This is a genomic window from Pseudoalteromonas sp. SG41-1 (assembly GCF_014164575.1).
Lineage (GTDB): Bacteria > Pseudomonadota > Gammaproteobacteria > Enterobacterales > Alteromonadaceae > Pseudoalteromonas > Pseudoalteromonas rhizosphaerae.
The window spans coordinates 26,969-51,864 of sequence record NZ_JACJFL010000032.1 but is presented as its reverse complement, the minus strand read 5'-3'; the positions used below and the strand labels follow the sequence as shown (position 1 = coordinate 51,864).

The 24,896-nt window shown below is 38.9% G+C and carries 21 protein-coding genes, 3 tRNA genes and 1 pseudogene; 17 read left to right on the top strand and 8 right to left on the bottom strand.

Annotated features, from left to right (window positions below; all coding sequences use genetic code 11):
* Positions 1 to 602 precede the first annotated feature (602 nt).
* The 4 genes from H5203_RS15870 to uvrD form a co-directional block, all read right to left on the bottom strand.
* Positions 603 to 1,451, bottom strand: a complete 849-nt coding sequence (locus tag H5203_RS15870; protein ID WP_145242578.1) for a chemotaxis protein — start codon at positions 1,449 to 1,451, stop codon at positions 603 to 605.
* Between the two features lie 66 nt (positions 1,452 to 1,517).
* Complete coding sequence (locus H5203_RS15865; RefSeq protein ID WP_257324969.1) at positions 1,518 to 2,522, bottom strand: ABC transporter substrate-binding protein; 1,005 nt, start codon at positions 2,520 to 2,522, stop codon at positions 1,518 to 1,520.
* Positions 2,523 to 2,595: 73 nt separating this feature from the next.
* On the bottom strand, positions 2,596 to 4,689 hold the full coding sequence (locus H5203_RS15860) for a GNAT family N-acetyltransferase (RefSeq protein WP_182760398.1): 2,094 nt from the start codon (positions 4,687 to 4,689) through the stop codon (positions 2,596 to 2,598).
* Complete coding sequence (gene uvrD, locus H5203_RS15855; RefSeq protein ID WP_145242582.1) at positions 4,667 to 6,832, bottom strand: DNA helicase II; 2,166 nt, start codon at positions 6,830 to 6,832, stop codon at positions 4,667 to 4,669. The genes H5203_RS15860 and uvrD overlap by 23 nt, the downstream gene beginning before the upstream one ends.
* Positions 6,833 to 7,160: 328 nt before the next feature.
* Here uvrD and H5203_RS15850 point away from each other — a divergent pair, with 328 nt between their 5' ends.
* The 3 genes from H5203_RS15850 (at position 7,161) to H5203_RS15840 (ending at position 8,673) form a co-directional block, all read left to right on the top strand.
* The gene (locus H5203_RS15850; protein WP_145242571.1) at positions 7,161 to 7,385 is read left to right on the top strand and encodes a hypothetical protein; all 225 of its coding nucleotides are present in this window, start codon (positions 7,161 to 7,163) and stop codon (positions 7,383 to 7,385) included.
* 111 nt (positions 7,386 to 7,496) lie between these two features.
* Entirely contained in the window at positions 7,497 to 7,865 is a 369-nt protein-coding gene (locus H5203_RS15845; protein WP_145242569.1) for a YacL family protein, read from the top strand.
* 184 nt (positions 7,866 to 8,049) lie between these two features.
* Entirely contained in the window at positions 8,050 to 8,673 is a 624-nt protein-coding gene (locus tag H5203_RS15840; RefSeq protein WP_145242567.1) for a dUTP diphosphatase, read from the top strand.
* On the opposite strand, the gene yrfG is transcribed toward H5203_RS15840, so the two are convergent.
* Positions 8,670 to 9,320, bottom strand: a complete 651-nt coding sequence (gene yrfG, locus H5203_RS15835; RefSeq protein WP_145242565.1) for a GMP/IMP nucleotidase — start codon at positions 9,318 to 9,320, stop codon at positions 8,670 to 8,672. The two genes, H5203_RS15840 and yrfG, sit on opposite strands and share 4 nt — an antisense overlap.
* A gap of 61 nt (positions 9,321 to 9,381) precedes the next feature.
* On the opposite strand from yrfG, the gene nudE reads away from it, so the two are divergent.
* The 11 genes and pseudogenes from nudE to H5203_RS15780 all read left to right on the top strand — a co-directional run bounded on the left by nudE (position 9,382) and on the right by H5203_RS15780 (position 19,369).
* Complete coding sequence (gene nudE, locus H5203_RS15830) at positions 9,382 to 9,954, top strand: ADP compounds hydrolase NudE (RefSeq protein ID WP_179959231.1); 573 nt, start codon at positions 9,382 to 9,384, stop codon at positions 9,952 to 9,954.
* Positions 9,947 to 10,744: a 3'(2'),5'-bisphosphate nucleotidase CysQ gene (gene cysQ, locus H5203_RS15825; protein WP_145242561.1), complete on the top strand. Its 798-nt coding sequence runs from the start codon at positions 9,947 to 9,949 to the stop codon at positions 10,742 to 10,744. The genes nudE and cysQ overlap by 8 nt, the downstream gene beginning before the upstream one ends.
* 142 nt (positions 10,745 to 10,886) lie before the next feature.
* Positions 10,887 to 10,963: transfer RNA gene (locus tag H5203_RS15820), tRNA-Met, on the top strand.
* Positions 10,964 to 11,121: 158 nt separating this feature from the next.
* Positions 11,122 to 11,198 (top strand) — tRNA-Met (locus tag H5203_RS15815).
* A gap of 66 nt (positions 11,199 to 11,264) precedes the next feature.
* Positions 11,265 to 11,341 (top strand) — tRNA-Met (locus H5203_RS15810).
* Between the two features lie 905 nt (positions 11,342 to 12,246).
* Positions 12,247 to 13,853 (top strand): annotated as a pseudogene (locus tag H5203_RS15805) (IS1634 family transposase).
* 400 nt (positions 13,854 to 14,253) lie between these two features.
* A complete protein-coding gene (locus H5203_RS15800; protein ID WP_145242559.1) occupies positions 14,254 to 15,501 on the top strand; it encodes an HlyD family secretion protein in 1,248 nt (415 codons plus the stop codon).
* The gene (locus tag H5203_RS15795) at positions 15,494 to 16,165 is read left to right on the top strand and encodes an ABC transporter ATP-binding protein (RefSeq protein ID WP_145242557.1); all 672 of its coding nucleotides are present in this window, start codon (positions 15,494 to 15,496) and stop codon (positions 16,163 to 16,165) included. The genes H5203_RS15800 and H5203_RS15795 overlap by 8 nt, the downstream gene beginning before the upstream one ends.
* Positions 16,166 to 18,529 (top strand): ABC transporter permease, encoded by a 2,364-nt coding sequence (locus H5203_RS15790; protein ID WP_145242555.1) that lies wholly within the window; start codon positions 16,166 to 16,168, stop codon positions 18,527 to 18,529.
* A gap of 8 nt (positions 18,530 to 18,537) precedes the next feature.
* The gene (locus H5203_RS15785; RefSeq protein WP_259401960.1) at positions 18,538 to 18,987 is read left to right on the top strand and encodes a hypothetical protein; all 450 of its coding nucleotides are present in this window, start codon (positions 18,538 to 18,540) and stop codon (positions 18,985 to 18,987) included.
* A 1-nt stretch (position 18,988) separates the two neighbouring features.
* A complete protein-coding gene (locus tag H5203_RS15780; protein WP_145242553.1) occupies positions 18,989 to 19,369 on the top strand; it encodes a glutaredoxin domain-containing protein in 381 nt (126 codons plus the stop codon).
* 44 nt (positions 19,370 to 19,413) lie between these two features.
* Here the strand turns inward: H5203_RS15780 and H5203_RS15775 are convergent, their stop codons facing one another.
* Together H5203_RS15775 and nfuA are read right to left on the bottom strand one after the other, a co-directional pair.
* The gene (locus H5203_RS15775; protein ID WP_145242551.1) at positions 19,414 to 19,686 is read right to left on the bottom strand and encodes a hypothetical protein; all 273 of its coding nucleotides are present in this window, start codon (positions 19,684 to 19,686) and stop codon (positions 19,414 to 19,416) included.
* Between the two features lie 12 nt (positions 19,687 to 19,698).
* Entirely contained in the window at positions 19,699 to 20,274 is a 576-nt protein-coding gene (gene nfuA, locus H5203_RS15770) for a Fe-S biogenesis protein NfuA (RefSeq protein ID WP_145242549.1), read from the bottom strand.
* 145 nt (positions 20,275 to 20,419) lie between these two features.
* Between nfuA and H5203_RS15765 the strand changes: the two genes are divergently transcribed.
* Positions 20,420 to 22,972 (top strand): M14 metallopeptidase family protein, encoded by a 2,553-nt coding sequence (locus H5203_RS15765; RefSeq protein ID WP_145242547.1) that lies wholly within the window; start codon positions 20,420 to 20,422, stop codon positions 22,970 to 22,972.
* Positions 22,973 to 22,988: 16 nt separating this feature from the next.
* Here the strand turns inward: H5203_RS15765 and H5203_RS15760 are convergent, their stop codons facing one another.
* Positions 22,989 to 23,690 (bottom strand): ComF family protein, encoded by a 702-nt coding sequence (locus H5203_RS15760; protein WP_145242545.1) that lies wholly within the window; start codon positions 23,688 to 23,690, stop codon positions 22,989 to 22,991.
* A gap of 58 nt (positions 23,691 to 23,748) precedes the next feature.
* Between H5203_RS15760 and bioH the strand changes: the two genes are divergently transcribed.
* The gene (gene bioH, locus H5203_RS15755) at positions 23,749 to 24,486 is read left to right on the top strand and encodes a pimeloyl-ACP methyl ester esterase BioH (RefSeq protein ID WP_145242543.1); all 738 of its coding nucleotides are present in this window, start codon (positions 23,749 to 23,751) and stop codon (positions 24,484 to 24,486) included.
* A 100-nt stretch (positions 24,487 to 24,586) separates the two neighbouring features.
* A complete protein-coding gene (locus H5203_RS15750) occupies positions 24,587 to 24,895 on the top strand; it encodes a hypothetical protein (protein WP_145242541.1) in 309 nt (102 codons plus the stop codon).
* The last annotated feature ends 1 nt before the right edge of the window (position 24,896 follow it).

Below are 24,896 nucleotides of genomic sequence, written 5' to 3'. Positions count from 1 at the left end.
GAACTCAGTAGTGAAACGAAACAGCGCCGATGATAGTGTAGCATTTGCTATGTGAAAGTAGGACATTGCCAGGCTCCAAATAAGAGAAACCCGTTACAGCAATGTGACGGGTTTTTTGTTGTCTGGCATAAAGTAAAAAGAAGGTTCGAGGTGAAAGGCAATAGGTTTTAGGTAAAAAAGAATAAGCCCCTAATGCCGACTCTATACATTTGCTATGTGGCTCTATACCGCTGTGGGCACTACGACATCGCCAGGCTCCAAATTGAGAAAGCCCGACTAGCAATAGTCGGGCTTTTTTACGTCTGGAATAAAGTAAAAAGAAGGTTCGAGGTTAAAGGCAATAGGTTTTAGGTAAAAAAGAATAAGAGCCTAAAGCCTACTCTATACATTTGCTATGTGGCTCTCTACCGCTGTAGGCACCACGACATTGCTAGGCTCCAAATTGAGAAAGCCGCTTCAGAAATGAAGCGGCTTTTTTACGTCTGTAGGAAAGCTAATGGCTTCGAGCCGTCAGTGTTAACCTTTGACATGCGTGCATTGCCATTTTTAATCTTGAGAAACTAGCGCCCTTTAAAAGGAACTGCTATCTAGAAAATGCACTTCTAAAACAACCCATATTCTGCTGTTTCTTCAGCATGTTGATGCATTAAGTGATCAGGTCTAAAGATTGCACTTGGGTCTATGAGTACGCTATGTTTATGCTCAAGTTTTATTAATCCTCGCATCATATTTTTGGTCTGCGGGTCAATGTCAAAACCTACATCTGTTAGCTTATCTAAAGGCTTGATATCTTCTTTTTTATAACTGATATTATCCTCGACTTTATCAACAAGTAGTCCTATATGTGGGTTTCTACCATCTTTAGTTGTGAAAATGATGATTGGTTTATAATCTAAAATAATTTGTTCTTTGGCTGATTCGAACAGTCTAATTAATTGCATAAAATTGCTGTTTCGCTCAATATTTAGGTCAATAAGAGCTTGCTTTGGATTGCCTTTTTTTACTAGTTCAATTAGCTTATTAGCACGACTATACAAGCGTGCATGAGGGATCTTAAATCGTTCTATAATTGCTTTAAGATCTTCATTTTCGGTTTTAAAGCTGCTGTACCATTTTGCAAAGTTAGATTGCTGAATGTCAGTGTTGTGGTTAAAAGGTTGATTTTGGTTAATGCTATTTTCAAGTGCGAAAAACCATTCGTGTTGTTTTTGTTCCCACTCACTAAATAAATTCACTAATGATAAGTTGGTATCTTGTGTTGATTGTTTGTTGAGAATAATACCTAGATCAAATATTGGAGTAGGGGTTTCCATATAGTCTTTAACACCAATAAAACTTTTATTGTCGTTAGGTAATGAGGTTAAATTATCTTCAAAGCGTTCAGTTAAAAGTATGTCGAGAATTTTTAATGAAATTGTTTTCTGGCCTACTCTAAAATTAATTAAGTCCATAGTGTCCTCACCTCCTAAATATATAGCTTAATAATAGAACATTATTTAGAAAGCGCAGCTATTTTGTTAAAACACAGAGCGATAGACAGTATGCTTATTCTTATCAGTTTTATTGACGAATAACGCGTTTATTTGTTTATCTTCACTAAAAATAATATTTAGGCGCTGCATTAAACAATTATGTTGCAGTGGTTGCGGGCAGCGTTGTGCTGCGGCGCTAAACACCATTGCATTGAGATAGCCTTCAAAGTGCAGACGACTAGGTGTGCTAACTTGCGCTGCAGCCATATCTTTGAAGAATTCAGTGCACCAATAAGCGTTACATTTATTAGGGTTAGGAATTACTTCGGTCGCCATAAGTTTACTGGGGTATTTTAGGCGAGCAAATAAGTCATTGCTTGAGGCAAAAGATATACTGGTGTAGTCAGGCATAAACTGTTGTTCATATGCGCTATTTATAAATTCAGATAATGGTTTGTATGTGCCGACTAAGCAAATGGCAGTAGCACCGCTGGCTTTTAGTGCTTTGAGAGCATCCTTAATATCATTACTATTTCGTTGATAGCGAGCGACTTTAACTGGCTTTAGATTGTGTTTGGCGAGCGATTCTCGCAATCCAGATTCTACTACAAGACCAAATTCATCTGCTTGAATTAAAAACCCAATACGTGTGTGATTGTTTTCTTCGACTAGGTATTTTATTTGCTCGTCAGCTTCATCATCGTAGCTAGCTCTTATGTTGAATACATTAATTGTTGGCTGATAATGCAAAAATTTAGCGCCGCTGTAAGGCATTAAATATGGAATTTGCAGTTGTTCAAGGATTGGTAAAACAGCAAAGCTTGTTGGAGTTCCCATTGCACCGAATAGCGCATCTACTTTGTCTTGATAAATAAAGCGACGAGTATTACTTACTGCGCGTTTTGGTTCATAACCATCGTCGGCGACTATTAATTCTACGTGTGCTCCGTTGATACCTCCGTTTTTATTTAGCTTGTTAAAATAGATATTACTACCTAAGTAAAGTTGTTCACCAATTTGTTTGGCAGGTCCTGTTAACGCGGTAGACATGCCTAATTTTATCGCTGGCTTGTTCTCGGCATAGGCGAAATTGCTATGTGAAAATGAAAAGAAGAAAAGAACGCTAAGGTAATTTTTTAAGTAAGTATTGTTCATACCAATTAGTAACAGCCTGTTTGAATAGTTTATCGAGTGATTTTTTACCACGGATCTGTAAAACTATTTGTGCCTTTTGTGATGACCAGTTTTGTAATATTAGTCTAATAAAAAGACATTTGGTATTTTCATCGCAATTAGATAAGCTGCTTGGTGTGCACCAAAGTGTCCGCCACAATAAAGGTTTGATGGTAAAAATTTGGTAATCTGTTGTTAGTAATGCAGCTAGACGTGTATCTTGGATGTTATCAGCGTTATGTTGAGCACAGTCACGCAGTACTTGTTCGACTAATTGTTGATCTAACTGATTGAAATGATCAAGTAGTTGCAATGCAAAGTCTGATTGAAAATCAGTTTTCAGATTTTTAATTAGCGAGCTGCGATCAGTTAAACTTTTAGCCACAAGAGCTGCATGTTCTGCAGTCGCTTTATCTTGCATAAAGCCTAGTTTAACTAAACTAAACCCCGCCATTTGCCAAAACTTGAGTAGGCTCGCATTAGCGCCAAAGCTGGCTCCAAACCAGTCACAGCTCGATGCTAGTTGCTGTTCACAATGAGCAATAAGTTGTGAGCCAATACATTTACTATGCTGTGATGGAGCTACAGCAATGCGCACAACACGAGCACACAACCTTGTTAGTACGTCAGCATTAGCACTTAACTGTGCTAATGTTTGCGCCATCAAATGCCCCTGTGGGCGACGTTGACCACTAACAACCTGTTGACTCAAGTCTGCGGTTAAACCGCCTTCAATCGCAATTAGGCATACTGCAATAATAACGCCTTGTTGCTGACATACAAAGATGCGTTGCTCTGTCGCGTCGAGTAAGTGGCGCAAGTCATTCACGCTAGTTTGATAATGCGCTAATGCTAATAGCCCAATGACTTGACGCAGTAGTGCTTCATTTTCAGCAAGGTGTTGGGGAGTCAGTTCAGAATAGAGCAGAGCGCTGGTGTCTAGCGTAATATCTTGATAATCGGCGTCAAGTGCTAACAAATTACAAATATGCTGTTCTAGCGGATCATTCGCTGCGAAGCGAATTGGTTGCTCTAGAGTAACACTATGCATATTTTTATAATGTTGCTCTAGGTAACGTTTGAATTTTAAAGTATACCCGCGGCCATTCCCTTCATAACCTACCATAGTGCTGGCAAATATAATGCGGGGATAATGCGTGAGCATTTTAATTAATAATGGTACTGGGATCGCAGCAGCTTCATCAACCAACAATACATCACAGTCAGGTAGTTCATTTAGTAATTGATCGGGTGCAATATAATGCAAGTTGGCGAGTTGTTTATCCCGAGTTTGATAGCTTAATCCTCGTGCTGCGGCAAAGTGTTTAAAACAGCTGTGTAGGGCGTTAAACTGCTGTGCACAAATGAGTATTTTTTTATCGTTAAGTGTTGCAGCAGCAAGCCCTAAAGCCGCCGATTTTCCACGGCCACGATCTGCGCTGATCAATAAAGGGCGATTGGCTCTACCGTTGGCAGTTCTAATGATTTGCTCGATGCAAAATTGCTGTTCAGTTAGGTTTATTTTACCTGCTAGCTGGCTTGTTTCTGGTAACGTTTGCCAGCCTGATTGTTGGCTGAGGTGCAGATACAAATTACTCTGGAGTAAGCGTGCAAAGCGTTGGTTAAAATAACTCTGCTGTTGTTGTTGAGCAAATGATTGAAAGGCGGTCAGTGCTGGGTCACACCAATAGTGTAAATCATCAAGTTCTGGCAACAATACAATAAATAAACCGCCAGCCTGAACAGTGCCACTAAGAGCAGCAAATTTGTCTGGCACTAAGCCACTAAAACCGTCATAAATAACATGCTGAAATTCTTGGCCAAGAATTTGATGAGTATGTTCAGGCCAGCTACTGTCAGTGAGTTCGCCACTAGTTGATAATACCTTAACAAGCGGATGGCAAAGTTGCTTGAGTAACTCATTAGCCTGTTGATAACACCAGTTTTGTTCGCCAGTAATGAGTAGCAATTGCCTATGTTTAGCATAGGCAATTTGCGGTAGGATATTACTTATTAACGAGTTAAATGGCTTGTAGTCGTGCATAAACAGTTACTAACCACTTACTACCAAAGTCATCAAAATTCACTTGTACGCGAGATTGAGCGCCACTGCCTTCGTAATTAATAACCGTTCCCATACCAAATTTTGCATGTAATACGTGTTGTCCTAAGCTAAAGCCACTTTCTTCAAATACGGCATGACTTACTGATGAGCTAAATCGTCCTGCTGCGGGTGGTCGCGATACTTGAGTTTTAATACGAATTTCTTCAATACAATCTTCAGGCATTTCACGTAAAAAGCGTGATGGACTGTGGTACTTTTCTTGACCATAAAGACGGCGGCTCTCGGCATGGCTAATATAGAGTTTTTCCATGGCGCGAGTCATGCCGACATAACAAAGACGACGCTCTTCTTCTAACCGACCTGATTCTTCATTACTTTGTTGAGATGGGAACATGCCTTCTTCAACACCAACCATAAATACGAGTGGAAACTCTAAGCCTTTCGCTGAGTGCAACGTCATCATTTGCACTGCATCTTCATGTTCTTCAGCTTGGCCATCACCGGATTCCAGTGAGGTATAAGCCAAGAATCCTTGCAGTGGTGAGCTAAACTCTTCATCTTCCGGGAGTTCGTATTGGCCACAGGCGCTGATCAGCTCTTCTAAGTTTTCTACCCGAGCGCGGCCCTTTTCGCCTTTTTCTGCTTGATACATCGCCATTAAACCAGATGTTTGAATAGCGTATTTCGCTTGCTCTTCTAAAGTGAGATCACCAATTTTATCTTCAATATGTTCTACCAGCTCAACAAACTTAGTAACAACCGTTGCCGCACGTCCTGATAAATGTTGTTGTTCTACGATGGCTTTGGCGGCGTACCATAATGGCAATGATTCGCTACGCGCACAATCGCGAATATGGCTTAAGGTTTTATCGCCAATGCCACGAGCAGGAGTGTTAATCACTCGCTCAAATGCAGCATCATCCTGACGATTACCTACGAGCCGTAAATATGCCAGCGCATCTTTAATTTCCTGACGTTCAAAGAAGCGCATACCGCCGTAAATGCGGTACTTCAAGCCTTCTTGTAACATGGCTTCTTCAAGTACCCGCGATTGCGCGTTACTACGATATAAAATCGCCGCATCTTGTAGGGCATTACCAGCGTTTAACCAGCTGCGTAATTTGCTGCTTACAAAGCGCGCTTCGTCTAATTCGTTAAAAGCGGCATAAACAGAAATAGGTTCACCATCATTGCCATCAGTCCAGAGGCTTTTACCCATTCGGTCTGAGTTATTTTGAATAAGTGCATTAGACGCTTTTAGAATCGTGGCAGTAGAGCGATAGTTTTGTTCAAGGCGAATAGTTTCGGCTTTAAAATCGGTCAAAAAGCGCTTAATGTTTTCAATTTTAGCACCACGCCAACCGTAAATACTTTGGTCATCATCACCTACGATCATGATGCTGTTGGTATCGCCGGCTAATAATTTAAGCCATGCATATTGAATGGTGTTGGTATCTTGAAACTCGTCTACTAGCATATGGGCAAAACGTTGCTGGTAGTGACGTAGTAAGGTTGGATTATTTTTTAGTACTTCAAAACTACGTAATAAGATTTCGGCAAAATCAACTAATCCGGCTCGATCACATGCTTCTTGATAAGCGGTGTAAACTTTAAGCATCATTTGTTCGTTGATGTCGTAAGCTTGGATATCTTTGGGGCGCAGACCTTCATCTTTCTTGGCGCTGATATACCAGCCAAACTGTTTTGCAGGCCATTTTTTGTCATCAATATTCATGGCTTTTAATAAGCGTTTGATCATTCTAAGTTGATCATCAGAGTCTAAAATTTGAAACGCTTCTGGTAAGTTTGCTTCGCGATGGTGGGCGCGCAATATACGGTGTGATAAGCCATGGAAAGTACCAATCCACATACCACCTACTGGTGCTTGAAGGGCTTGTTCAACGCGCGTGCGCATTTCTTTAGCTGCTTTATTGGTAAAGGTTACTGCAAAAATACTATAAGCGGAGGCTTGCTCAACCTGCATTAACCATGCGATACGATGAACGAGTACTCGAGTTTTCCCAGAGCCTGCGCCAGCAAGCACCAGCATATTTTGGAGTGGGGCTGCAACTGCATCCCGTTGTTTATCATTTAAACCGTCGAGTAATTCTGAAACGTCCATCATCACGCCTTTTCAATCAATATTAAAAGCAGTATAACAGGTGTTTTTGTTAGGCTAAATAAAATACTGTTTTTATAACCAGTTAATTTAATACATAGTCTAAAGGCTTTAAAAACTTAATGATTCATTTATAGTCATTTTTTAGCTAAGCTAGATCAATGGTGTGAAGTGATATCGCCAATTTGACTTATATTTAGTAAAAATCACGATTTTAGCTAGTTCTTCGTATTACCGTTGATTTTAACATATTGATTTTTTAATAACTAAATAATTGGCATGAAGAATGTAAGTAGATAAGAATAAAATTAAATTAATAATTGAGGTTAACATGGCAGAGCAAGGTTCAGGCGGTAATGTTATCGCAGCGATTTGTAATATATTTTTCCCAGGTTTAGGGCAGTTAGTTCAAGGCCGGATCATGGCGGCAATTGGTTTCTTCCTAGCGTGGGTTATTAGTGGCGCGCTTATTTATGTTGCGATTGGTTTTATATTACTGCCGATCGTCTATATTTGGGCAATCATTGATGCCGCGCGGTTTAGATCTTATCGGTAGCTGTATCACTTCAAAGAATAGCGCTTTTTAGCGCTATTTTTGTCACTGGCTTTATTTATTCAGCACTGACTAGGGTATAATCCCGATCATTAGTTGTATTTAGGTAAAGTTATGGAATACCAATTTATACGCGATCCAATAAGTGGCTTGCGGATTAAAATTAGCAGTGAACATGCGGTTATTGGCCGTTGGTTAAATGAAGAGATCGGCAAAGACAAAATTGCTATGGTACAAGCTTTAATAGCCTCAGTATCAAGTAGTTTTGAGCCGTTAACGCTACAGGGCCAAGAAATTGATTTGATCTTAAATAAAGATGAAGCCATTTTTGAAGCCCATGCCTTGCACCAAGACTCTGAAGATTTATTTGCTTATCAAGATGATGAGCTTATGCTCGAGGAAAATGGTTTAAGTAGTGGCTGTGGTTTTGAAGATTTTGTTGATCTGATTAATTCATGGCAAGAATTTACTACAGGTAGGTAGCCGTCAGTTTTCAGTTAGCAAAATATCCTCGGGTGCCGCGTAATGAAATGCCCTTAGCTATATTGGCAATATTTGTGTTAGCGACCTCTGCGTATTAACCACAATCAGCACGTAGAATCGATTTCATCGAAGAGTATTTATCTGTATTATTAACTACAATTAAAAAATAGTAACCGGAAGAGATATGTCTGCCAATTTAAATAAACTAGTGGTGATGCTAGAAATGCAAAATGCCATGAACACCAAAGTTCATGATCAATGGTTTAGCCAAGGCTTTGAATGGTATCGCGCTATTTGGGTTGAATGCGCTGAAATGCTTGATCATTACGGTTGGAAATGGTGGAAAAAGCAAACTCCAGATACCGAGCAAGTTATTTTAGAATTGGTTGATATTTTTCACTTCGGTTTATCGTTACGCATTGATGGTGAGACCAGTTATTTAGATCTTGCTAAGCAGTTGGAACAACAGTTAAGTGCACCGCAACAAGCTGATGATTTCAAACAAACGTTAGAAATTCTCGCCGCGTCAGCCGTCGCTGAGAAAACCTTTAACGCCGCAGCCTTCGCTGGATGTATGGCGCTAATAGGTATGGATATTGATGATTTATATCGAGGCTATGTAGGTAAAAATACGCTTAATTTTTTCCGCCAAGATCATGGTTATAAAGATGGTAGCTACATTAAAGAATGGCATGGCAAAGAAGATAACGAGCATTTAGTTGAGGTCGTTAAAAGCCTGAATACGGAACATGCTGATTTTGCAAAGCTTGTATATCAAGGCTTAGAGGCTCGCTACCCTAAAAATTAAGGCAGCATGTCACGAAAATCAGTGACGCTCAAATAGTCACTGATTTCATTGTGCGGTTGTTTACTATCTGGGTTTGCAACCGCCAATAAATGGCCAATACCATATTCTTTTGCGGCGTTTAGTACCGCTAAACTGTCGTCAACGAACAGCGTACGCTGCTTATCAAAACCTAAATCGAGTTGTACTTGCTGCCATAAGCTTTGCTGCTCTTTACTCACACCATATTGATGAGTCGACACCACACCATCTAAATAGTTATCAATATTGGTTTTTTCAAACTTGAGCATGACACTTTCCGGGTGTGCGTTGGTAAGTAAAATCAACTCTTTACCCGCTTTTCGCAACGATGTTAAAAATGCAGGTACATCCTCACGCATTTTAATGAGGTGCTGATGCTGATATTTTAGCTCCATAATAGGTAAATTAAGTTGTTGTTCCCAGTAATCTAAGCAATACCATTGGATTTGACCGCTAACGGCTTGATAGCGTTTTAATATATCCGCTTGGGCTTGTGCCAAACTAATATTCTTTGCGATAGCGAGTTGCTCAGGGATCACTGTCAGCCAAAAGTGATTATCAAAATGGAGATCGAGCAAAGTGCCATCCATATCTAGCAGCACAGTATCGATTTTTGACCAATTTAACATAGGAATTTCATCTTATAGGGTTTATTATTGAACTAACTGCCATGATAGCAAATTAATGCCAATGACACAGAAAAAGCACCCAACACCACCACAAATTCTTCGCACCGAAGTTGTTGCTAAAAGCCGATTATTTACGGTGGAATCACTTGAATTAAAATTTTCAAATGACGAACAGCGTCAATACGAACGGATCCGCGGCGGTGGCCGAGGGGCTGTAATGATAGTGCCGTTAACAGCTGATAATGAATTACTGTTAGTACGAGAATATTGTGCTGGCACTAATGATTATCAACTAGGCTTCCCAAAAGGCTTAATTGATCCTGGTGAAACACCAGAACAAGCAGCAAACCGAGAATTAAAAGAAGAAGTTGGCTTTGGTGCTGAGCAACTTCAGCCACTTAAAGTGGTTTCAATGGCACCCAGTTACTTTAATGCGACTATGCACATATTGTTTGCGCAACAACTTTATCCGCAAACTTTAGTTGGGGACGAGCCAGAACCATTAGTGGTTGTTAAGTGGCCATTAACCGATTGGCAGTCATTATTACAACAATCAGACTTCACCGAAGCACGAAGCGTTGCAGCTTTGCTATTATTAACTAAGCATTTAGAATCAGGAGCTGCGAATGATTGAATTACTTGAGCCATGTATTGAGCTTGCGCAAAGCGCTGGTGCTGCGATTATGGCTATTTACAAGAAAGATGATATTGGCCAGCAAGAAAAGTCAGATCACACACCTGTCACTAAAGCCGATTTAGCCGCTAACGATGTGTTAGTTGCTGGATTAAAAGCACTAGCGCCAGATATTCCTATTATGTCAGAAGAAACACCAATCCCTGCTTTAGCGGATAGGCAAGATTGGCAGCGCTATTGGTTACTCGATCCAATGGACGGTACCGGTGAGTTTATTTTAGAAAGCGGCGACTTTGCGGTAAATATCGCTTTGATTGAAAACAATCGCCCAGTGCTTGGGGTGATTTATTGGCCAGCGAAAGAGACAACTTACTTTGCCAGTTATCAAAATGGTGCATTTAAGCGTGTCGATGGCGTAGAGCAGCAGATCAATGTTGCCACTCCAGATAACTTAACTTTGGCTGTTAGTCGTCGTCAAAAAATTGAAGCTGTTAGTCAATACTTGAACGCGCAGTTTACAACAGTTGCTGTAGGTTCATGCTCTTTAAAAGCATGTATTGTTGCTGAGGGTAAAGCTGACTGTTTTTTACGGATAGGGCCAACAGGTGAGTGGGATACGGGAGCATCGCAAATAATTGTTGAAGAAGCAGGTGGCTGTATTACTGATGCTGAATTTAATCCATTAACCTACAATCAGCGTGAGAGTACAGAGAACCCTGACTTTATAGTGATGGGTCACCCTGATTGGGAGTGGCAAAAAATGATCAGTCCACACCAAAGAGCGCTTTAATTACTCTGTTTGTTTGCTTTTTGTTCGGTTGAACAGCTTTAAGCAGTTTAACTGTTGCATTATAATATGATTCCTATACTATAGCGCTCTATTCGAAACAGGCTCGCAAATAACGCGAAACCGTTGAAAAAGAAATTACAGGCGCGGGATGGAGCAGCCTGGTAGCTCGTCGGGCTCATAACCCGAAGGTCGTCGGTTCAAATCCGGCTCCCGCAACCAATTTTCTTAAATGATTTGGTGCATTGGAAGTTTTAAAAGGTCGTCGGTTCACTCTTCACCTTTCACAGCTCCCGCAACCAATTCTTTTAAAGAAGCGGTTACTGTAAACTCTTGGTGAGAGTTAAAAATCACTAGTCAATAGACTTAAAATATACAGGCGCGGGATGGAGCAGCCTGGTAGCTCGTCGGGCTCATAACCCGAAGGTCGTCGGTTCAAATCCGGCTCCCGCAACCAATTCTTTAGTGAGTTGGCTGACTTCTTTAATTAAGTAAGAAGTAAAATAACACTTAATATTTCAGGCGCGGGATGGAGCAGCCTGGTAGCTCGTCGGGCTCATAACCCGAAGGTCGTCGGTTCAAATCCGGCTCCCGCAACCAACTGAAATTACAATTTAGAATATTAAACAGACACGCCTAAAGCGTGTTTTTTTATGCCTGAAACTCAGTGAAATAAATAGCTCGTCGGTCTCAGCTCTACATTAGCCAGCAAAGGCCATCTATTTAAATCCGGCTCCCGCAACCAACTGAAATTACAATTACAATGTAGAATATTAAACAGACATGCCTAAAGCGTGTTTTTTTATACCTGAAACTCAGTGAAATAAATAGCTCGTCGGTCTCAGCTCTACATTAGCCAGCAAAGGCCATCTATTTAAATCAGGCTCCCGCAACCACTGAAATCAAGTAATAATGAATCGACACTCTATATGAGTGTTTTTTTATGTCTAAAATTCAGTGAGTGCAAAAATTGGGCTACTCATAACCCGAAGGTCGTCGGTTCGTTCTTCATAAATTCTGGCTCCCGCAACCACTGAAATCAAGTAATAATGAATCGACACTCTTAATGAGTGTTTTTTATGTCTAAAATTCAGTGAGTGCAAAAATTGGGCTACTCATAACCCGAAGGTCATCGATTCGTTCTTCATAAATTCTGGCTCCCGCAACCACTGAAATCAAGTAATAATGAATCGACACTCTTAATGAGTGTTTTTTTATGTCTAAAATTCAGTGAGTGCAAAAATTGGGCTACTCATAACCCGAAGGTCGTCGGTTCGCTCTCTATAAACACTGGCTCCCACAATCAACTGAAATAAGCAAATAGACGAGAGCTCTGTAAGGAAGGTTATATATTGATATGTCGTCACTACTTGGCTACCCACATTCACTCCTCTAAAATAAATTGATATAAAACTGTCTTTTCGCACCTAAAAGTATAATAAAAAAAGCTTGACGCAGATCGCCAGGTTTGATCTATTACTCATCTTTGGGTGGTGGAAAAAATAATGACGTCGTATTCAACAAAAGGGCTTGACCATTTAGGTTTGGTTGCAGGCATGAATAAAGAGCTTGGGATTGCTAAACTCATTGATCAGGCACTCCCTAAGCAGTGCGATAATAAGCTTATTTCTTATGGTCAATTGGTTGAGGCTATGATCTTAAATGGCTTAGGTTTTGTTGGCCGTACCTTGCACATGTACCCACAATACTTTAAAGAACGTCCTGTTGAACGCCTTATAGGCAAGGGATAAAGGCTGAATACATTAATGACGATGCACTCGGGCGCTGCCTTGATAAACTGTATGAAACGGGCGTGTCAGACATCTATCAAACGTTATCAGCGAGCGTTGTAAAGCACTGAGAGCTTCCTTGTGAAGGTATTCATTTAGACTCGACAAGTATTCATGTAGACGGTAAATATGAGCATGATATTGACAGTAAAGCCGTTAAATTAGTGCGAGGATACAGCCGCGACCATCGCCCAGAATTAAACCAAGTTGTGCTTAATCTGATCACCGAAAACAAGGCCGGCATTCCTATTTATATGCAAGCGGCCAGTGGAAACATCAATGATAATGAAGGGTTTAAAAATATTGTTAAACACCACATTAGCAGTTTAAAAGCAGCGCAAGATAGCCAATATTTTATCTCTGATGCCGTGCTTTATACCACACAAACAATTCAATCCCTTGATGAACAAAAACACTTGTTTATCTCGCGTGCTCCGCAAAAATTAACGCAAGTAAAAGAAGCAATCGCCCGGAAAAACACATTAGATTTTAAAATGCTTTATAATGGCTACAGCGGCGCATGGCTTGAATCTGATTATGGCGGCGTAAAACAACGTTGGTTATTAATCGAGAGTGAACAAGCGAAAAGACGTGAGCAACATACACTCGATAAACGGTTGGAAAAAGAATCAAATACGGCTTTAAAATCATTCAAAAAGCTGAGCCGTCAACGTTTTTCCTGTGAGTTAGATGCAGATAAAGCAGTGGATGTATGGTTGAAATCTCATACTGAACAGCTCATCAGTGACCGTGCACTCCTCAAGAATGCAATATTTAAGCCAAAGTGGCCGGCCCAAGCTAAATCAACAGGCTGATAGTTATGAGTACCAAATCACAGGGCAACTGTCTTGGTCTCTAACACATAGAGCGCAACGGTTACAGGAGAAGGGGTTATTTATTTTAGCCACCAATGAGTTAAGTGACACACTGACGATGGAGAAGATGCTTAAGCTCTACAAATCCCAGCAAAGTGTCGAAAAAGGATTTCGATTTTTAAAGAGTCCCGACTTTTAACCTCATCATTGTATTTGAAAAAGCCAGAAAGAATAGAAGCGCTATTAATGATAATGACGTGCTGTTTAATGGTTTACGCGGCACTAGAGCATAAAATGAGAAGAGAATTAAAAGCTCAATCAGTGTATTTCCCCAACTTAAAGTACAAGCCGTGCCAAAATCCAGCAGCACGCTGGGTATTCTTTTGTTTTCAGGGGATCCACGTATTAACGGTTGGTGATGAGCAACAGTTAGTCCTCAATATAGAGGAAAGGAACAACATTATCATTAATTGCATGGGCAGTATCTACGAGAAAATTTATTCCTAAAAGTGCTGCGGAATGTCGGATAAAAGCATTGTGTCATCTGGTTATGGTTAGAGCAGCAATATACCTAGACTTATTGAGATTACATAATAATTGCATATAATGATATTTTGTAATTTAATTGATCTTTAGTTTACATTTATTGTTTTTTTTGGGTACGATATTTTTACTGCCTGTGTTGAATAAAAATTCAAAAATACTGTACAAAAAGGAATATATATGAAAAATTCATTGAAAAAAACTATATTAGCAATTGTTTTAGCTGGTACAGCTTCTTTTGCTTATGCTCAAACTTGCACTTCACATACAGTTTGTTCAGGGGGAAGATGTGCTACCATTGTAACCTGTCATCCATTCTAGGCTTACAACAATAAAATTATAACAAGCTTCAATACAGGTAGTTATGAAACAGCTTTTAATTACAAAAAAAAGAAAAACGTTAAAAAGATTCTTAATTCCGTTAATAATTTCTATTGGTGTTGCCTTTTTGTACTTTAGCTGGTTAAGTAAAGATTCTATCCCAGAAGAATATCTTAAACCGATTAAAATAGCTTCAACAACCGAAAGTAAAATATTAAAAGGGATTGGTACTATACAGCCTACGCAAAGAGAGCTTGTTTCTGCGCCTTCAGATGGCACCATAAAGCTTTTAAATATCCGCGAAGGGCAAACCATCAAACGCGGAGATATACTAGCAGAACTAAATAACTATGATTTAGAGCAAAAAATACATACTGCACAATTAGAATTATTAAATATATCTTCACAAGTATCTATAGATAAAAGTAATTTAGCGATACGACTATCGCAAGTTCAGTCTGAATTGGCAAACTCGGTCATGCAGCTTAAACAGCAAAAGCTTGAACTAAACGCAAACGAAGCGCTTGCAGAAAAAGGCATTATTTCATCTATTCGTTTTAAACAAAGCCGTATGCAATTTGAACAAAATGAATTAGAAGTTGAGGCTAAAAAAGCAGAGTTAGCTCTTTTTAAAGATGCCTACGAGCAGCAATTGATCGCATACGCTAATAAAATCAAACTTGCTCAAAATCAGCTTGAATATCTAAACAAAAAACAATCAAAATTGATTTTAACTGCTCAATTTGATGGTGTGATAAGTCAAAATAGTAGTAAATTAGGGCAGGTTGTTAAACAAGGGCAATCTTTATTTGAGTTGATAGAAACCAATAACTTATTAGCGAAAGTACAAGTTCCACAGTATTCTTCCGATCAATTAGAAAGAGGCCAAGCTGCTGAAATCATAACACCTTCGGGTCGCATTCAAGCAAAAGTGGATTATATAGATACAGTCATTAGAAATGGCTCGATCAATGTCTTTCTAACGCTTAATTCAGTAACGCCTAATTGGCTTCGAAGCGACCAAGCAATTGAAGCGAATATCTATACCGCACAGCAGCAAGCAACTTACAATATACAAAAACCACATGATTTCAACGATTTCAAACATTGGAATATTTTTGAAGTTAACGCTAATAACCAAGCTGTACTTACTCGTATTAATTATCATGAAGTTGATAGTAGCCAATTGAGCTTTGAAGAAAAGTTAAGTGGTAATTATGTGCTGCTGATACCAGATAAATATACAAAGGAACACACAATAGACTTTAATCTAGGCTCTTCTCATGACTAAGCCCCTTATAGCATTTGAAAACGTTTCATTTAAGTATGCTAGCAATACAAAAAACACATTAGAAGATGTTAATTTCACCGTCAATAAAGGGGATTATGTTGCCATTACGGGTACTTCCGGGAGCGGTAAAAGTACTCTACTTTCGATATTAGGACTTATGAACAAGCCTTCTAATGGAAATTACTTAATATCAGATATCAATACTCAAGACTTAACAAATGACTCTATTGCAACGGTAAAAAATAGAGAAATTGGTTTTGTTTTTCAAAATTTCAATTTACTCAGTCACTTAACAATATTTGATAACGTGGCATTACCATTAACTTATAATAGCTCGGTTAAACGAAGTGAGTATAAAGCGAAAGTACAAGAGGCACTAAAACGAGTTTCGATGGAGGGATTTTTAAATAAAAAACCGAATCAGCTTTCAGGTGGTCAACAACAGCGTGTGGCAATTGCTAGGGCATTAATAAATCAACCATCCATTATACTAGCCGATGAACCAACAGGGAATTTAGATTCAAACAATAGCCAGCTTGTATATAAGCTTTTAGAGCAATTAAATGAACAGGGTAATACAATTTGCTTAATTACCCATGATGAAACTTATGCCAAACATGCGAAGCGCAGGTTACGGATGCACGATGGTAAGTTAATAGATTAAATGCAGAAATTACTTACCGACATCACATTAAATTGGTTTAAATATCAATTTCTATCTTGGAAGTTATTGCTAAGTAGTGTCTTGCTAATTATTCCCTTATGTTTCATTTTAAATTTAAAAGCAATTGAAAATACGTTTTTATCAACCGAATTTACCTCCATTGAAAATACCGAAATTATCCACCAGATATTTATACATGATCAAACAAGCAATTTACCGGTTGATAAATTCATATTTGACGAACTTCATAATCAATTTCCGTATTTAGTAGGTATGTTCGAAAGAACGCTGCAATTAAGTACAAAAAAAATTATGGCAGAAGAAGAGCAAGCGACCAAGGTAAGTTTTGTCTCTAATACTATTAGTAAATTAGGTATCGATACTCATTTAGGGTCATTGAGGGCATTCAGCATGGCATCTACGGGCAGTAGTTTAATAACTGCTGTTAGTTTTAACTATTGGAAAAACAATCTAAACAGTGATCCGGCTGTAATAGATAAACAAATTATTATTAATGGTAAAAGTACTAAAATAGTCGCGGTGTTAAATGCAGGTTTCAAATCTCTAAGGCGAGATAGTTCTACTGATTTATTATTACCTTACCATCAACTTGCTGAATTACTGCCTAATGAGCAGGAGTTAACACCTGATACTTTCACTTATGTGCTTGGTAATATTACTGACTTAGAAAACTTTATAATCAATTTTGATGCATATCTGAAAAAAGAATTATTCATTTTTGACAATACAAAATTAATGCTTAGTAAGTCAGTAGGTGTTGATCCTGAACAGTTTCAAACAGTGTCAAACAGGGTTGATTTATTAGCCATATTATTTGGTATTTTATTTGCTTTCAGCTTGGTATCGTTTTCTGCATTTTATGCCACACAATGTATCGATAAGAAAAAAGAAGTCGTCATACGACAGTTATGTGGAGCAAATAAAAAACATATAATGTTGCAGAACTACATCGAAGTTATGCTGTTAGCTTGTTACCTTGTTTTTATGGTGTTTATTTTTACACCTTTAACAAGTAAGTTGGCATATTTAACTATACCGACGATCAACACTTTTAACGTTATGGCAAACGTCATTACTTTAATTACTCTATTAATGAGTTTTATCGTATACCTGCTGACATTAAATTTCCTACAAGACAAAACGACCATAACTCATATTGGACGTGGTAGTAGCGCTTCTTTGAGTGAAAAATTGCAAGTGTTTACTTTATTATCATTTTTAATCAGCCTTGCAATATTAAGTATTTATGTAAGTTATTTAGTAATAATAAGTCAGGCTAATTTAAACAATCATAATATAGGTTTTAAAAATAAAAACCTATATATTGCCAGTTTTGACTTTCCATCTTCACCAGAGCATAGCTTTATGGCAGATAATTCAGCACAGCAACTACTGCTACAGCTGAGTTCTTTAGATTATATTGAGTCAGCCGCATTAACTAATGTCCCTCCTTTAACTGACCGTAGTGCATTTAGTCATTGGTATACATTGTCAGGTAAAGCCGTCACCTCAAGTAAAAATGCACAAACCTCAAATCATAGAGTTAGCCCAAATTATTTCGATACGATTGGCACACGGCTAATAATGGGTAATAGTCTGTCTTGGGGGCAATATGGCAATATAGTCGTTAATCAAGCACTTTGGGATCAATACTTTGCGAATACAGGTTTAGGTCAAGCCTACTTACTCACTGACTTTGGGAATGAAAAAGTAAAATATAAGGTTGTCGGGGTCGTTGAGAATATTCATATAAAAGGTAGTGATACGCCAGTGCAACCCACTGTTTATACACTTATCAGTGTTATAACTGGCTTTGAAAGCATCGTCGTTAAAGGTAACGGGGTTATGCCAGCCAATTTCACACAAGAAATGATGAGTATTACCGCGAATATTAGCCCCTATCTGAAAAATTTAACAAACGTTGAACTGTCTGAATTGGTAAAAAAAGAAGCGCAACCAAGAGAAGCAATTTTAGTTATAACTATAACTTGTTCATTGGTTCTTTTACTCAGCGCCTTATTGTATTGCTTTAATAGTATAAAGCAATTGGCAAGTAAATCTGCAACAGAAATATCGTTAAAGCGGGCACTTGGTGCACGGACTAAAAATATTGTATGGTCTTTTTGTAAGCTGTTTTTCTTCATTTTGTGCGTTGCCTATTCTATTATTTTAGTCTGCGCTTATATTAATATGAATAAACTACAGCCCTTTCTTTTTAAAGTCGATTTAATAGATGTACCTGTAATAACGTTACTTCACTTAGTCGCACTATCCTTTGTGATCATTGTGTTTTTTATAGAAATTAAAAATATATTAAATACATCTTGGAAAAACCTGAGTTAAGGAAAATCATGAAATATAGATATTTGGTAATGTCAGTTGGTTTGTTGTTTGCGGGCAATTGCATGGCTGAAAATTACGAGTTTACACACCGACAAATAGTCGCAAGTCCTATAAATAACACTGCACCTCAGCTTTTTTTGTTTAATCGCCAAGGTCAGCTTATCCATTATTCAGACAGCTACCTACAGAATATTTTATCAATCTTTAGAAAAAAAGAACTGCTACCAAACAGCGAGCAATTAAAAAATGATTTATTTAATCTTTTAAATAAAAATATTGATTTTAGCGCACACGATTACACCTTGTTTTACACTTCAATAGATGAAGCGATTGGGCCATGTGAACCATGTCGGCAGCAAGAAGAAAAAATAGCTTTACTAGATGCTAAGTTTCCAAAAGATAAGCTATCAATTCATAGAATTACCATCATAAACGAAGTGTATACATTAAAGGATTAGTATGAAAATAAGAGATTTACTATTTTATTTAACCGTAGTTTCGATTGCTGTTACATTAACTCATTTCTTTATTAAAGAGCAGGTAGGTGCGCCTATTAATAATATTGATTATTTACAAAATAATTGGCATAAAAATCCAACAAATGAAATTACACTTTACTCAGCTGAATGGTGCAAAGCTTGTCAAGCGACAAAAGAATATTTGAATAAAAGAAATGTCAACTACAAAAATATAGATATTGAGCTTAGCTCTACAGGTAGTAAATTATTAAAGGAAAATAATATCGATTCAATTCCTGTGATCACGTTTAATGATGTCACTATCGTGGGGTTTGATGCAAATAAGCTTGATACACTAGTAACGAATATAAAAGTAAAATGATTGAAAATTCATTGCTTACTTTTAGCTGATGAAAAGCATCCTAGTTATTTCCAAAGATCAGGATCTTCTTCTGGACGGGAATCTTTTCTGTCTAATACCTGCGAAAAGCGATTAGCAAAGATACCTAAGTAGCCCCAAGCGGCGAAGAATAGTGCGATGGCTAAAATTACTAAGCCGATGATTTGTAAGCTGTAGTGGCTATAATAGCCGAGGGTGATTAATATCACGGCTAGCACAAACAGTGCTAAGCCGCGTAAAAAGCGCTTTAAACTGAGCTTAGGCTCTGAACCTAAGCGATATATCAGCGGCTTTAGCATGACTGCCTACTATTAATAGTAAGAATGATCGCCAGCTTTGTGATCAGTAATATCAGCAACACCGGTGATTTCATCGAACTTAGCAATCATTTCTTTTTCAATGCCTTCTTTTAGTGTGACATCGATCATAGAACAACCATTACAGCCACCGCCAAATTGAAGAACAGCAATACCTTCAGCAGTTACTTCTACAAGGCTTACTTGGCCGCCATGGTTAGCAAGCTGAGGGTTAACCTCTGTTTCTAACATGTGTTGAATACGTTCGTTAAGTCCTGCGTCATCACCGATTTTACGGGCTTTAGCATTGGGGGCTTTAAGTGTTAACTGAGTGCCCATTTTGTCGGTAACGAAGTCAATTTCAGCTTCTTCTAAAAATGGCGCGCTTTCTGTGTCAACTACAGCATCAAAGCCGTTAAAAGGAAGACGAATATCGGTGGCTTCTACTGCATCTTCAGGGCAGTAAGATACACCACATTCCGCTTGTGATGTGCCAGGGTTAACAACAAATACGCGAATATTTGTTTTTTCAGCTTGGTCAGCTAATAATTTTGCAAAATGCGATTGTGCGGTTTCGGAAATAGAAATCATAAAACAACTATACTTGACTAAATTACTCGGATACTGGTTATCATACTCCGCTCATCGCGTTGTCGCCAGTGTTGAGCGTAAAAATTTGGCATCTATTTTAAGCAATGGTAGCGTGCAAACATTGATCATTTACTGAGTGTTTTCTATGCGTTTGATAATAACAATCTTTACACTATTGCTAAGCTTTTCTTGTTTAGCACAACCGCTTTCATATTATTTCAATGATGATGTGAAATTTGATCCAACTATTCCCACTCCAGAGCAGGTTTTAGGCTATGAAGTCGGGCAGTGGCACGTACGTCATGATCAACTCGTTCGTTATATGGAAATATTGGCACAAAAAAGTGACCGTATTAATTTTGAAGTCATTGGTCGTACCCATGAGCAGCGCCCGCTCGTTATGCTAACTATCACCGCAGCTGATAAGTTGGCGAATGTGGAGCAAACACGTAAGGCGCACTTGGCGCGTTTAGCCGATCCAGAAAAAGCCAAAGAAACCGATCAGCCAGCGGTCGTTTGGATGGGTTATAGCGTTCATGGCAATGAATCTTCTGGTAGTAATTCAGCCTTGCTAGTGGCTTATTATTTAGCTGCGGCGCAAGGTAAAGAAATTGATACGCTATTAAATAACACGGTTATTTTACTCGATCCTTCATTAAACCCCGATGGTTTAGCACGCTTTGCGAATTGGGCGAATAGTAATCGCGGTATGAACTTATCGTCTGATCCACAAACTCGGGAGCATATTGAAAGCTGGCCAAGTAGCCGTACTAACCATTACTGGTTTGATTTAAATCGTGATTGGTTGCTGCTACAACACCCTGAATCTCGTGCTCGTATTGCTAAGTTTCATTACTGGAAACCCAATATTCTTACTGATTTCCATGAAATGGGTCCCAATAGCACTTTTTTCTTTCAGCCAGGTATTCCATCACGTAAGCACCCGATCACCCCTGATGAAAATGTCAGTCTCACGAAGGCAATAGGTAACTATCATGCTAAAACATTGGATGAACACAACGCGTTATATTTTACCGAAGAAAGCTTTGATGATTTTTACTATGGCAAAGGTTCAACTTATCCAGATGTAAATGGTGGTGTGGGTATTTTATTTGAGCAAGCAAGTTCTCGTGGTCATCTGCAAGAAACCATAAATGGACCGCTGAGTTTTGCATTTACGATTAAAAACCAGCTGCTTACGAGCCTATCTACATTTCAGGCTGCGATAGATAATCGCCAAGCATTACTCGATTACCAAGCTAGTTTTTACAATAATGCTATAGAGCTTGCTAATGATGAAGATTATAAAGGTTATGTAGTGCAAGGCGGTGCAGATACAACACGTAGCGCACTTTTTTTAGATTTATTGAAACAGCATCAGATCAAAGCTTATCCACTTAATAAAGCAGTAAAAGCGGATGGTAAGAATTTTTCTGCGAAAAGTTATTTTGTGCCATTAGCCCAGCCGCAATATCGCTTAGTTAAAGCCATTTTTAGTGAGCAAAAGCGTTTTGTTGATAACACTTTTTATGATGTATCCGGCTGGACGTTAGCCCATGCTTTTAACTTGGAGTTTGCAGCAATTAAAAGTGGCTGGGGCTTAGACGTTAGTAAAAATGCATGGCAACAGCCTGAAAAACCACAATTTGCTGCGTTAGATGCACAGTATGCGTTTGGCTTTAAATGGGATGATTATTTAGCTCCGAAAATGCTTAATAAATTATTACAGCAAGGTGTGCAAGCTCGTGTGGCGCTCAGCCCGTTATCAGCTAAATCGCTTGCAAGTACACAGGAATTTGCTGCGGGTAGTATTATTATTCCTGCTGGGATTCAAAAAAATCCGCAATGGGTGTCGTTATTAAATAGTGCACAAAATGAATTTGGTATTGCAATTACGCCTATTACTTCTGGCTTAACGGCAAAGGGTGTCGATTTAGGCTCGCGGACGTTAGCGGTAGTTAAAGCGCCGAAAGTATTACTCGTTGGTGGCCAAGGGACTAGTCAATATGAAGTAGGTGAAGTGTGGTATTACTTAGATCGCTTTGTTGGTGTGGCACCTACCATTGTGGAAATGGAACGTTTTGGTGATCTTGAACTTAGTGATTACAGCCACATTGTTTTGGCTCATGGAAATTACAATAAGCTTTCAGATGCTGACAAAATAGCAATTAAAACTTGGGTACGTAAAGGTGGAGTTATTTGGGGCCACAAAGGTGGGGCTAAGTTTTTAGTCGATCAACAACTATTAAAAACCAGTTATTTATCACGCCGAGATGTTGCCAGCGCCTTCAAAACGGATGGCTTAAACTATGGTGATAAAGATCATTTAGCTGGGCGTCAACGTATTGCTGGAGCGATATTTAATACTAAAGCCGATTTAACGCACCCACTTACTTTTTCATTAAAGCGTGACACCTTACCAGTATTTAAAAATAGTACTTGGTTACTTGAAATGTCAGCTGCACCATTTGTAAATGTGTTGCAGTATACGCAAAAGCCATTACTAGCGGGCTTTACCGATGATGTGAATGTTGAGCAAGTAGCGGGAGCGGCTGGTTTAGTGGCACATTCGTATGGTCGTGGCAGTGTGATTGGTATGACAGATGATCCGGTATTTAGGGGCTATTGGTACGGCACCAGTCGTTTATTGAGCAATGCATTGTTTTTTGGTCACACATTTAGAGCGAATGCCGATTAATTAATTAGCTTAAGTATTAATGTCCTAATGGTGTCAAGCAGGTTACAAATGCCCAAACTTGCTTAGCACCAGCCTTTTTAAGGGCGACGGTAGCTGCATTAAGAGTTGCTCCTGTTGTCATCACATCATCAATTATAGCAACTGTTTTTCCGCTCATATCGGTATTACATATAAATGCGCCATGTAAGTTTTTTACTCGTTTAGCTTTGCTAAGTGATGACTGTGCTTGGGTTTTCTTTGTACGCTGTAAACTCTGAGAATCAATATTTTCATTTACTAAACATGGCAACCAGCATTGTGATACTTGGTTAAAGCCTCGCTTTAAAAAACGCTGCTGATGTAGAGGTAAAATAATAAATAAATCTGGCCATATTTCGCTATTTTTTTTACTAACAGTCAGTTGTTGGCTAATAATTAACGACAATGCGTTTTTATAATGAATCTGGTTACTAAATTTAAGTTGCGTGAGCCAACCATCAAAAGGGGGACGATACCACGCGCAAGCGAACAGGTAATCGAATTGGCAATCAGGAAATAACTCAACCACATCTGGGCGATACAGTAAATTAGCATGTGTGGTTATATCTAATAGCGGCAAATCAGCTAAACAATGTTCGCATAAACTATGTTTGGTACGGATAATACTTTGGCATTGCACACAAAAAGAAGGAAAAAACCAATCGCCCAGCTGTTGAAAACATTGATGAAAAGCAGTCATTGCATTCATTCCCTCAAACGCTATTATGAGCGCTAAGTTTGGAGCAAGGTTATAAAAAATGCAAAATGAGCTGGTGTTATTACATGGTTGGGGGATGAATCAAGGCGTATGGCAGTTGATCTTGCCGGAGCTTCAATTTATGCATAACGATACAGTACGCAGTGTTGATTTACCCGGTTACGGTAATAATCAAACATCGCCAAAGCCGTATACTTTGCATGCCGCTGCATTACAATTAAGCAATCAATTACAGCCAAACACTACCTTAATGGGCTGGTCTTTAGGTGGTTTATTTGCTCTTTATATTGCAAAGCACTGGCCTGAAAAAGTCGCGAAAGTGATATTAGTTGCTGCAACTCCATTATTTGCTGAAGGCGATGATTGGCCAGGAATAAAAGCAAATGTATTAGCTGCATTTAAAGAGCAGTTAGTCACTCATCGCGAGAAAACCATCGATCGCTTTTTGGCAATACAGGCGATGGGCAGTGAAAATGCCCGAGATGATATTAAACAACTTAAACAGTTACTCAATGAATTTCCGGCTCCACAAGAGTGCGCATTAACTGCTGGTTTGGATATTTTACAGCAAGATGATTTACGCGATGCTTTTGCCTGTTGTCCAGTGCCAATCCGTGCTGTATTTGGCCGTTTAGATGCATTGGTACCGTATCGCGCAGTAACCAAAATGAAAGTTTTAAAACACGATTTTGAGTATGAAGTGATCGATAAGGCGTCACACGCACCTTTTATATCCCATAAAAAAGAGTTTTTATCTGCCGTCAAATCAATGCTTTGAAAAGTAACTTTACGGTGGTTTGAAAAACTCTGCAGTAAAGCTTTATTTTGACTGTTTTATGAGCGATAATTAACCAATATATCATTGGTGGAGGTGTTGTATGCCAATCGGATCTGTGTTTAATAACGGTGTTGAAGGTTTTAATCGTGCCAGTCAGGGTATAGAGAAAGCCAGCGCAGAAATAAATCGCGCCAGCATTGAGCAACAAGACGACGCTCAGCTTGCCCAACAGCGCCAGCTGCAAGCTGCTCGTCCGGAAGAAGCGGTAACCGCTCCTGTGTCACAACCACCACGTATTGATGAAGCCTTGGTCAATTTAAAGGTCGAAGAGTTTAATGCCAAAGCCAATACGCAATCAATTCAAACCGCGGACGAAGTACTGGGGACTTTGATTGATATTCGTGTTTAAT

Bases quoted from the DNA above. Each gene is read 5' to 3' on its own strand.
- H5203_RS15840 (WP_145242567.1), top strand. From the start codon at position 8,050: ATGTCTGCCAATTTAAATAAACTAGTGGTGATGCTAGAAATGCAAAAT.
- H5203_RS15850 (WP_145242571.1), top strand. From the start codon at position 7,161: ATGGCAGAGCAAGGTTCAGGCGGTAATGTTATCGCAGCGATTTGTAAT.
- nfuA (WP_145242549.1), bottom strand. From the start codon at position 20,274: ATGATTTCTATTTCCGAAACCGCACAATCGCATTTTGCAAAATTATTA.
- nudE (WP_179959231.1), top strand. From the start codon at position 9,382: ATGACACAGAAAAAGCACCCAACACCACCACAAATTCTTCGCACCGAA.
- H5203_RS15780 (WP_145242553.1), top strand. From the start codon at position 18,989: ATGAAAATAAGAGATTTACTATTTTATTTAACCGTAGTTTCGATTGCT.
- H5203_RS15860 (WP_182760398.1), bottom strand. From the start codon at position 4,689: ATGCACGACTACAAGCCATTTAACTCGTTAATAAGTAATATCCTACCG.
- bioH (WP_145242543.1), top strand. From the start codon at position 23,749: ATGCAAAATGAGCTGGTGTTATTACATGGTTGGGGGATGAATCAAGGC.
- H5203_RS15785 (WP_259401960.1), top strand. From the start codon at position 18,538: ATGAAATATAGATATTTGGTAATGTCAGTTGGTTTGTTGTTTGCGGGC.
- H5203_RS15790 (WP_145242555.1), top strand. From the start codon at position 16,166: ATGCAGAAATTACTTACCGACATCACATTAAATTGGTTTAAATATCAA.
- H5203_RS15795 (WP_145242557.1), top strand. From the start codon at position 15,494: ATGACTAAGCCCCTTATAGCATTTGAAAACGTTTCATTTAAGTATGCT.
- H5203_RS15800 (WP_145242559.1), top strand. From the start codon at position 14,254: ATGAAACAGCTTTTAATTACAAAAAAAAGAAAAACGTTAAAAAGATTC.
- H5203_RS15765 (WP_145242547.1), top strand. From the start codon at position 20,420: ATGCGTTTGATAATAACAATCTTTACACTATTGCTAAGCTTTTCTTGT.
- H5203_RS15870 (WP_145242578.1), bottom strand. From the start codon at position 1,451: ATGGACTTAATTAATTTTAGAGTAGGCCAGAAAACAATTTCATTAAAA.
- H5203_RS15775 (WP_145242551.1), bottom strand. From the start codon at position 19,686: ATGCTAAAGCCGCTGATATATCGCTTAGGTTCAGAGCCTAAGCTCAGT.
- cysQ (WP_145242561.1), top strand. From the start codon at position 9,947: ATGATTGAATTACTTGAGCCATGTATTGAGCTTGCGCAAAGCGCTGGT.
- H5203_RS15760 (WP_145242545.1), bottom strand. From the start codon at position 23,690: ATGACTGCTTTTCATCAATGTTTTCAACAGCTGGGCGATTGGTTTTTT.
- H5203_RS15750 (WP_145242541.1), top strand. From the start codon at position 24,587: ATGCCAATCGGATCTGTGTTTAATAACGGTGTTGAAGGTTTTAATCGT.
- H5203_RS15845 (WP_145242569.1), top strand. From the start codon at position 7,497: ATGGAATACCAATTTATACGCGATCCAATAAGTGGCTTGCGGATTAAA.
- H5203_RS15865 (WP_257324969.1), bottom strand. From the start codon at position 2,522: ATGTCTACCGCGTTAACAGGACCTGCCAAACAAATTGGTGAACAACTT.
- uvrD (WP_145242582.1), bottom strand. From the start codon at position 6,832: ATGGACGTTTCAGAATTACTCGACGGTTTAAATGATAAACAACGGGAT.
- yrfG (WP_145242565.1), bottom strand. From the start codon at position 9,320: ATGTTAAATTGGTCAAAAATCGATACTGTGCTGCTAGATATGGATGGC.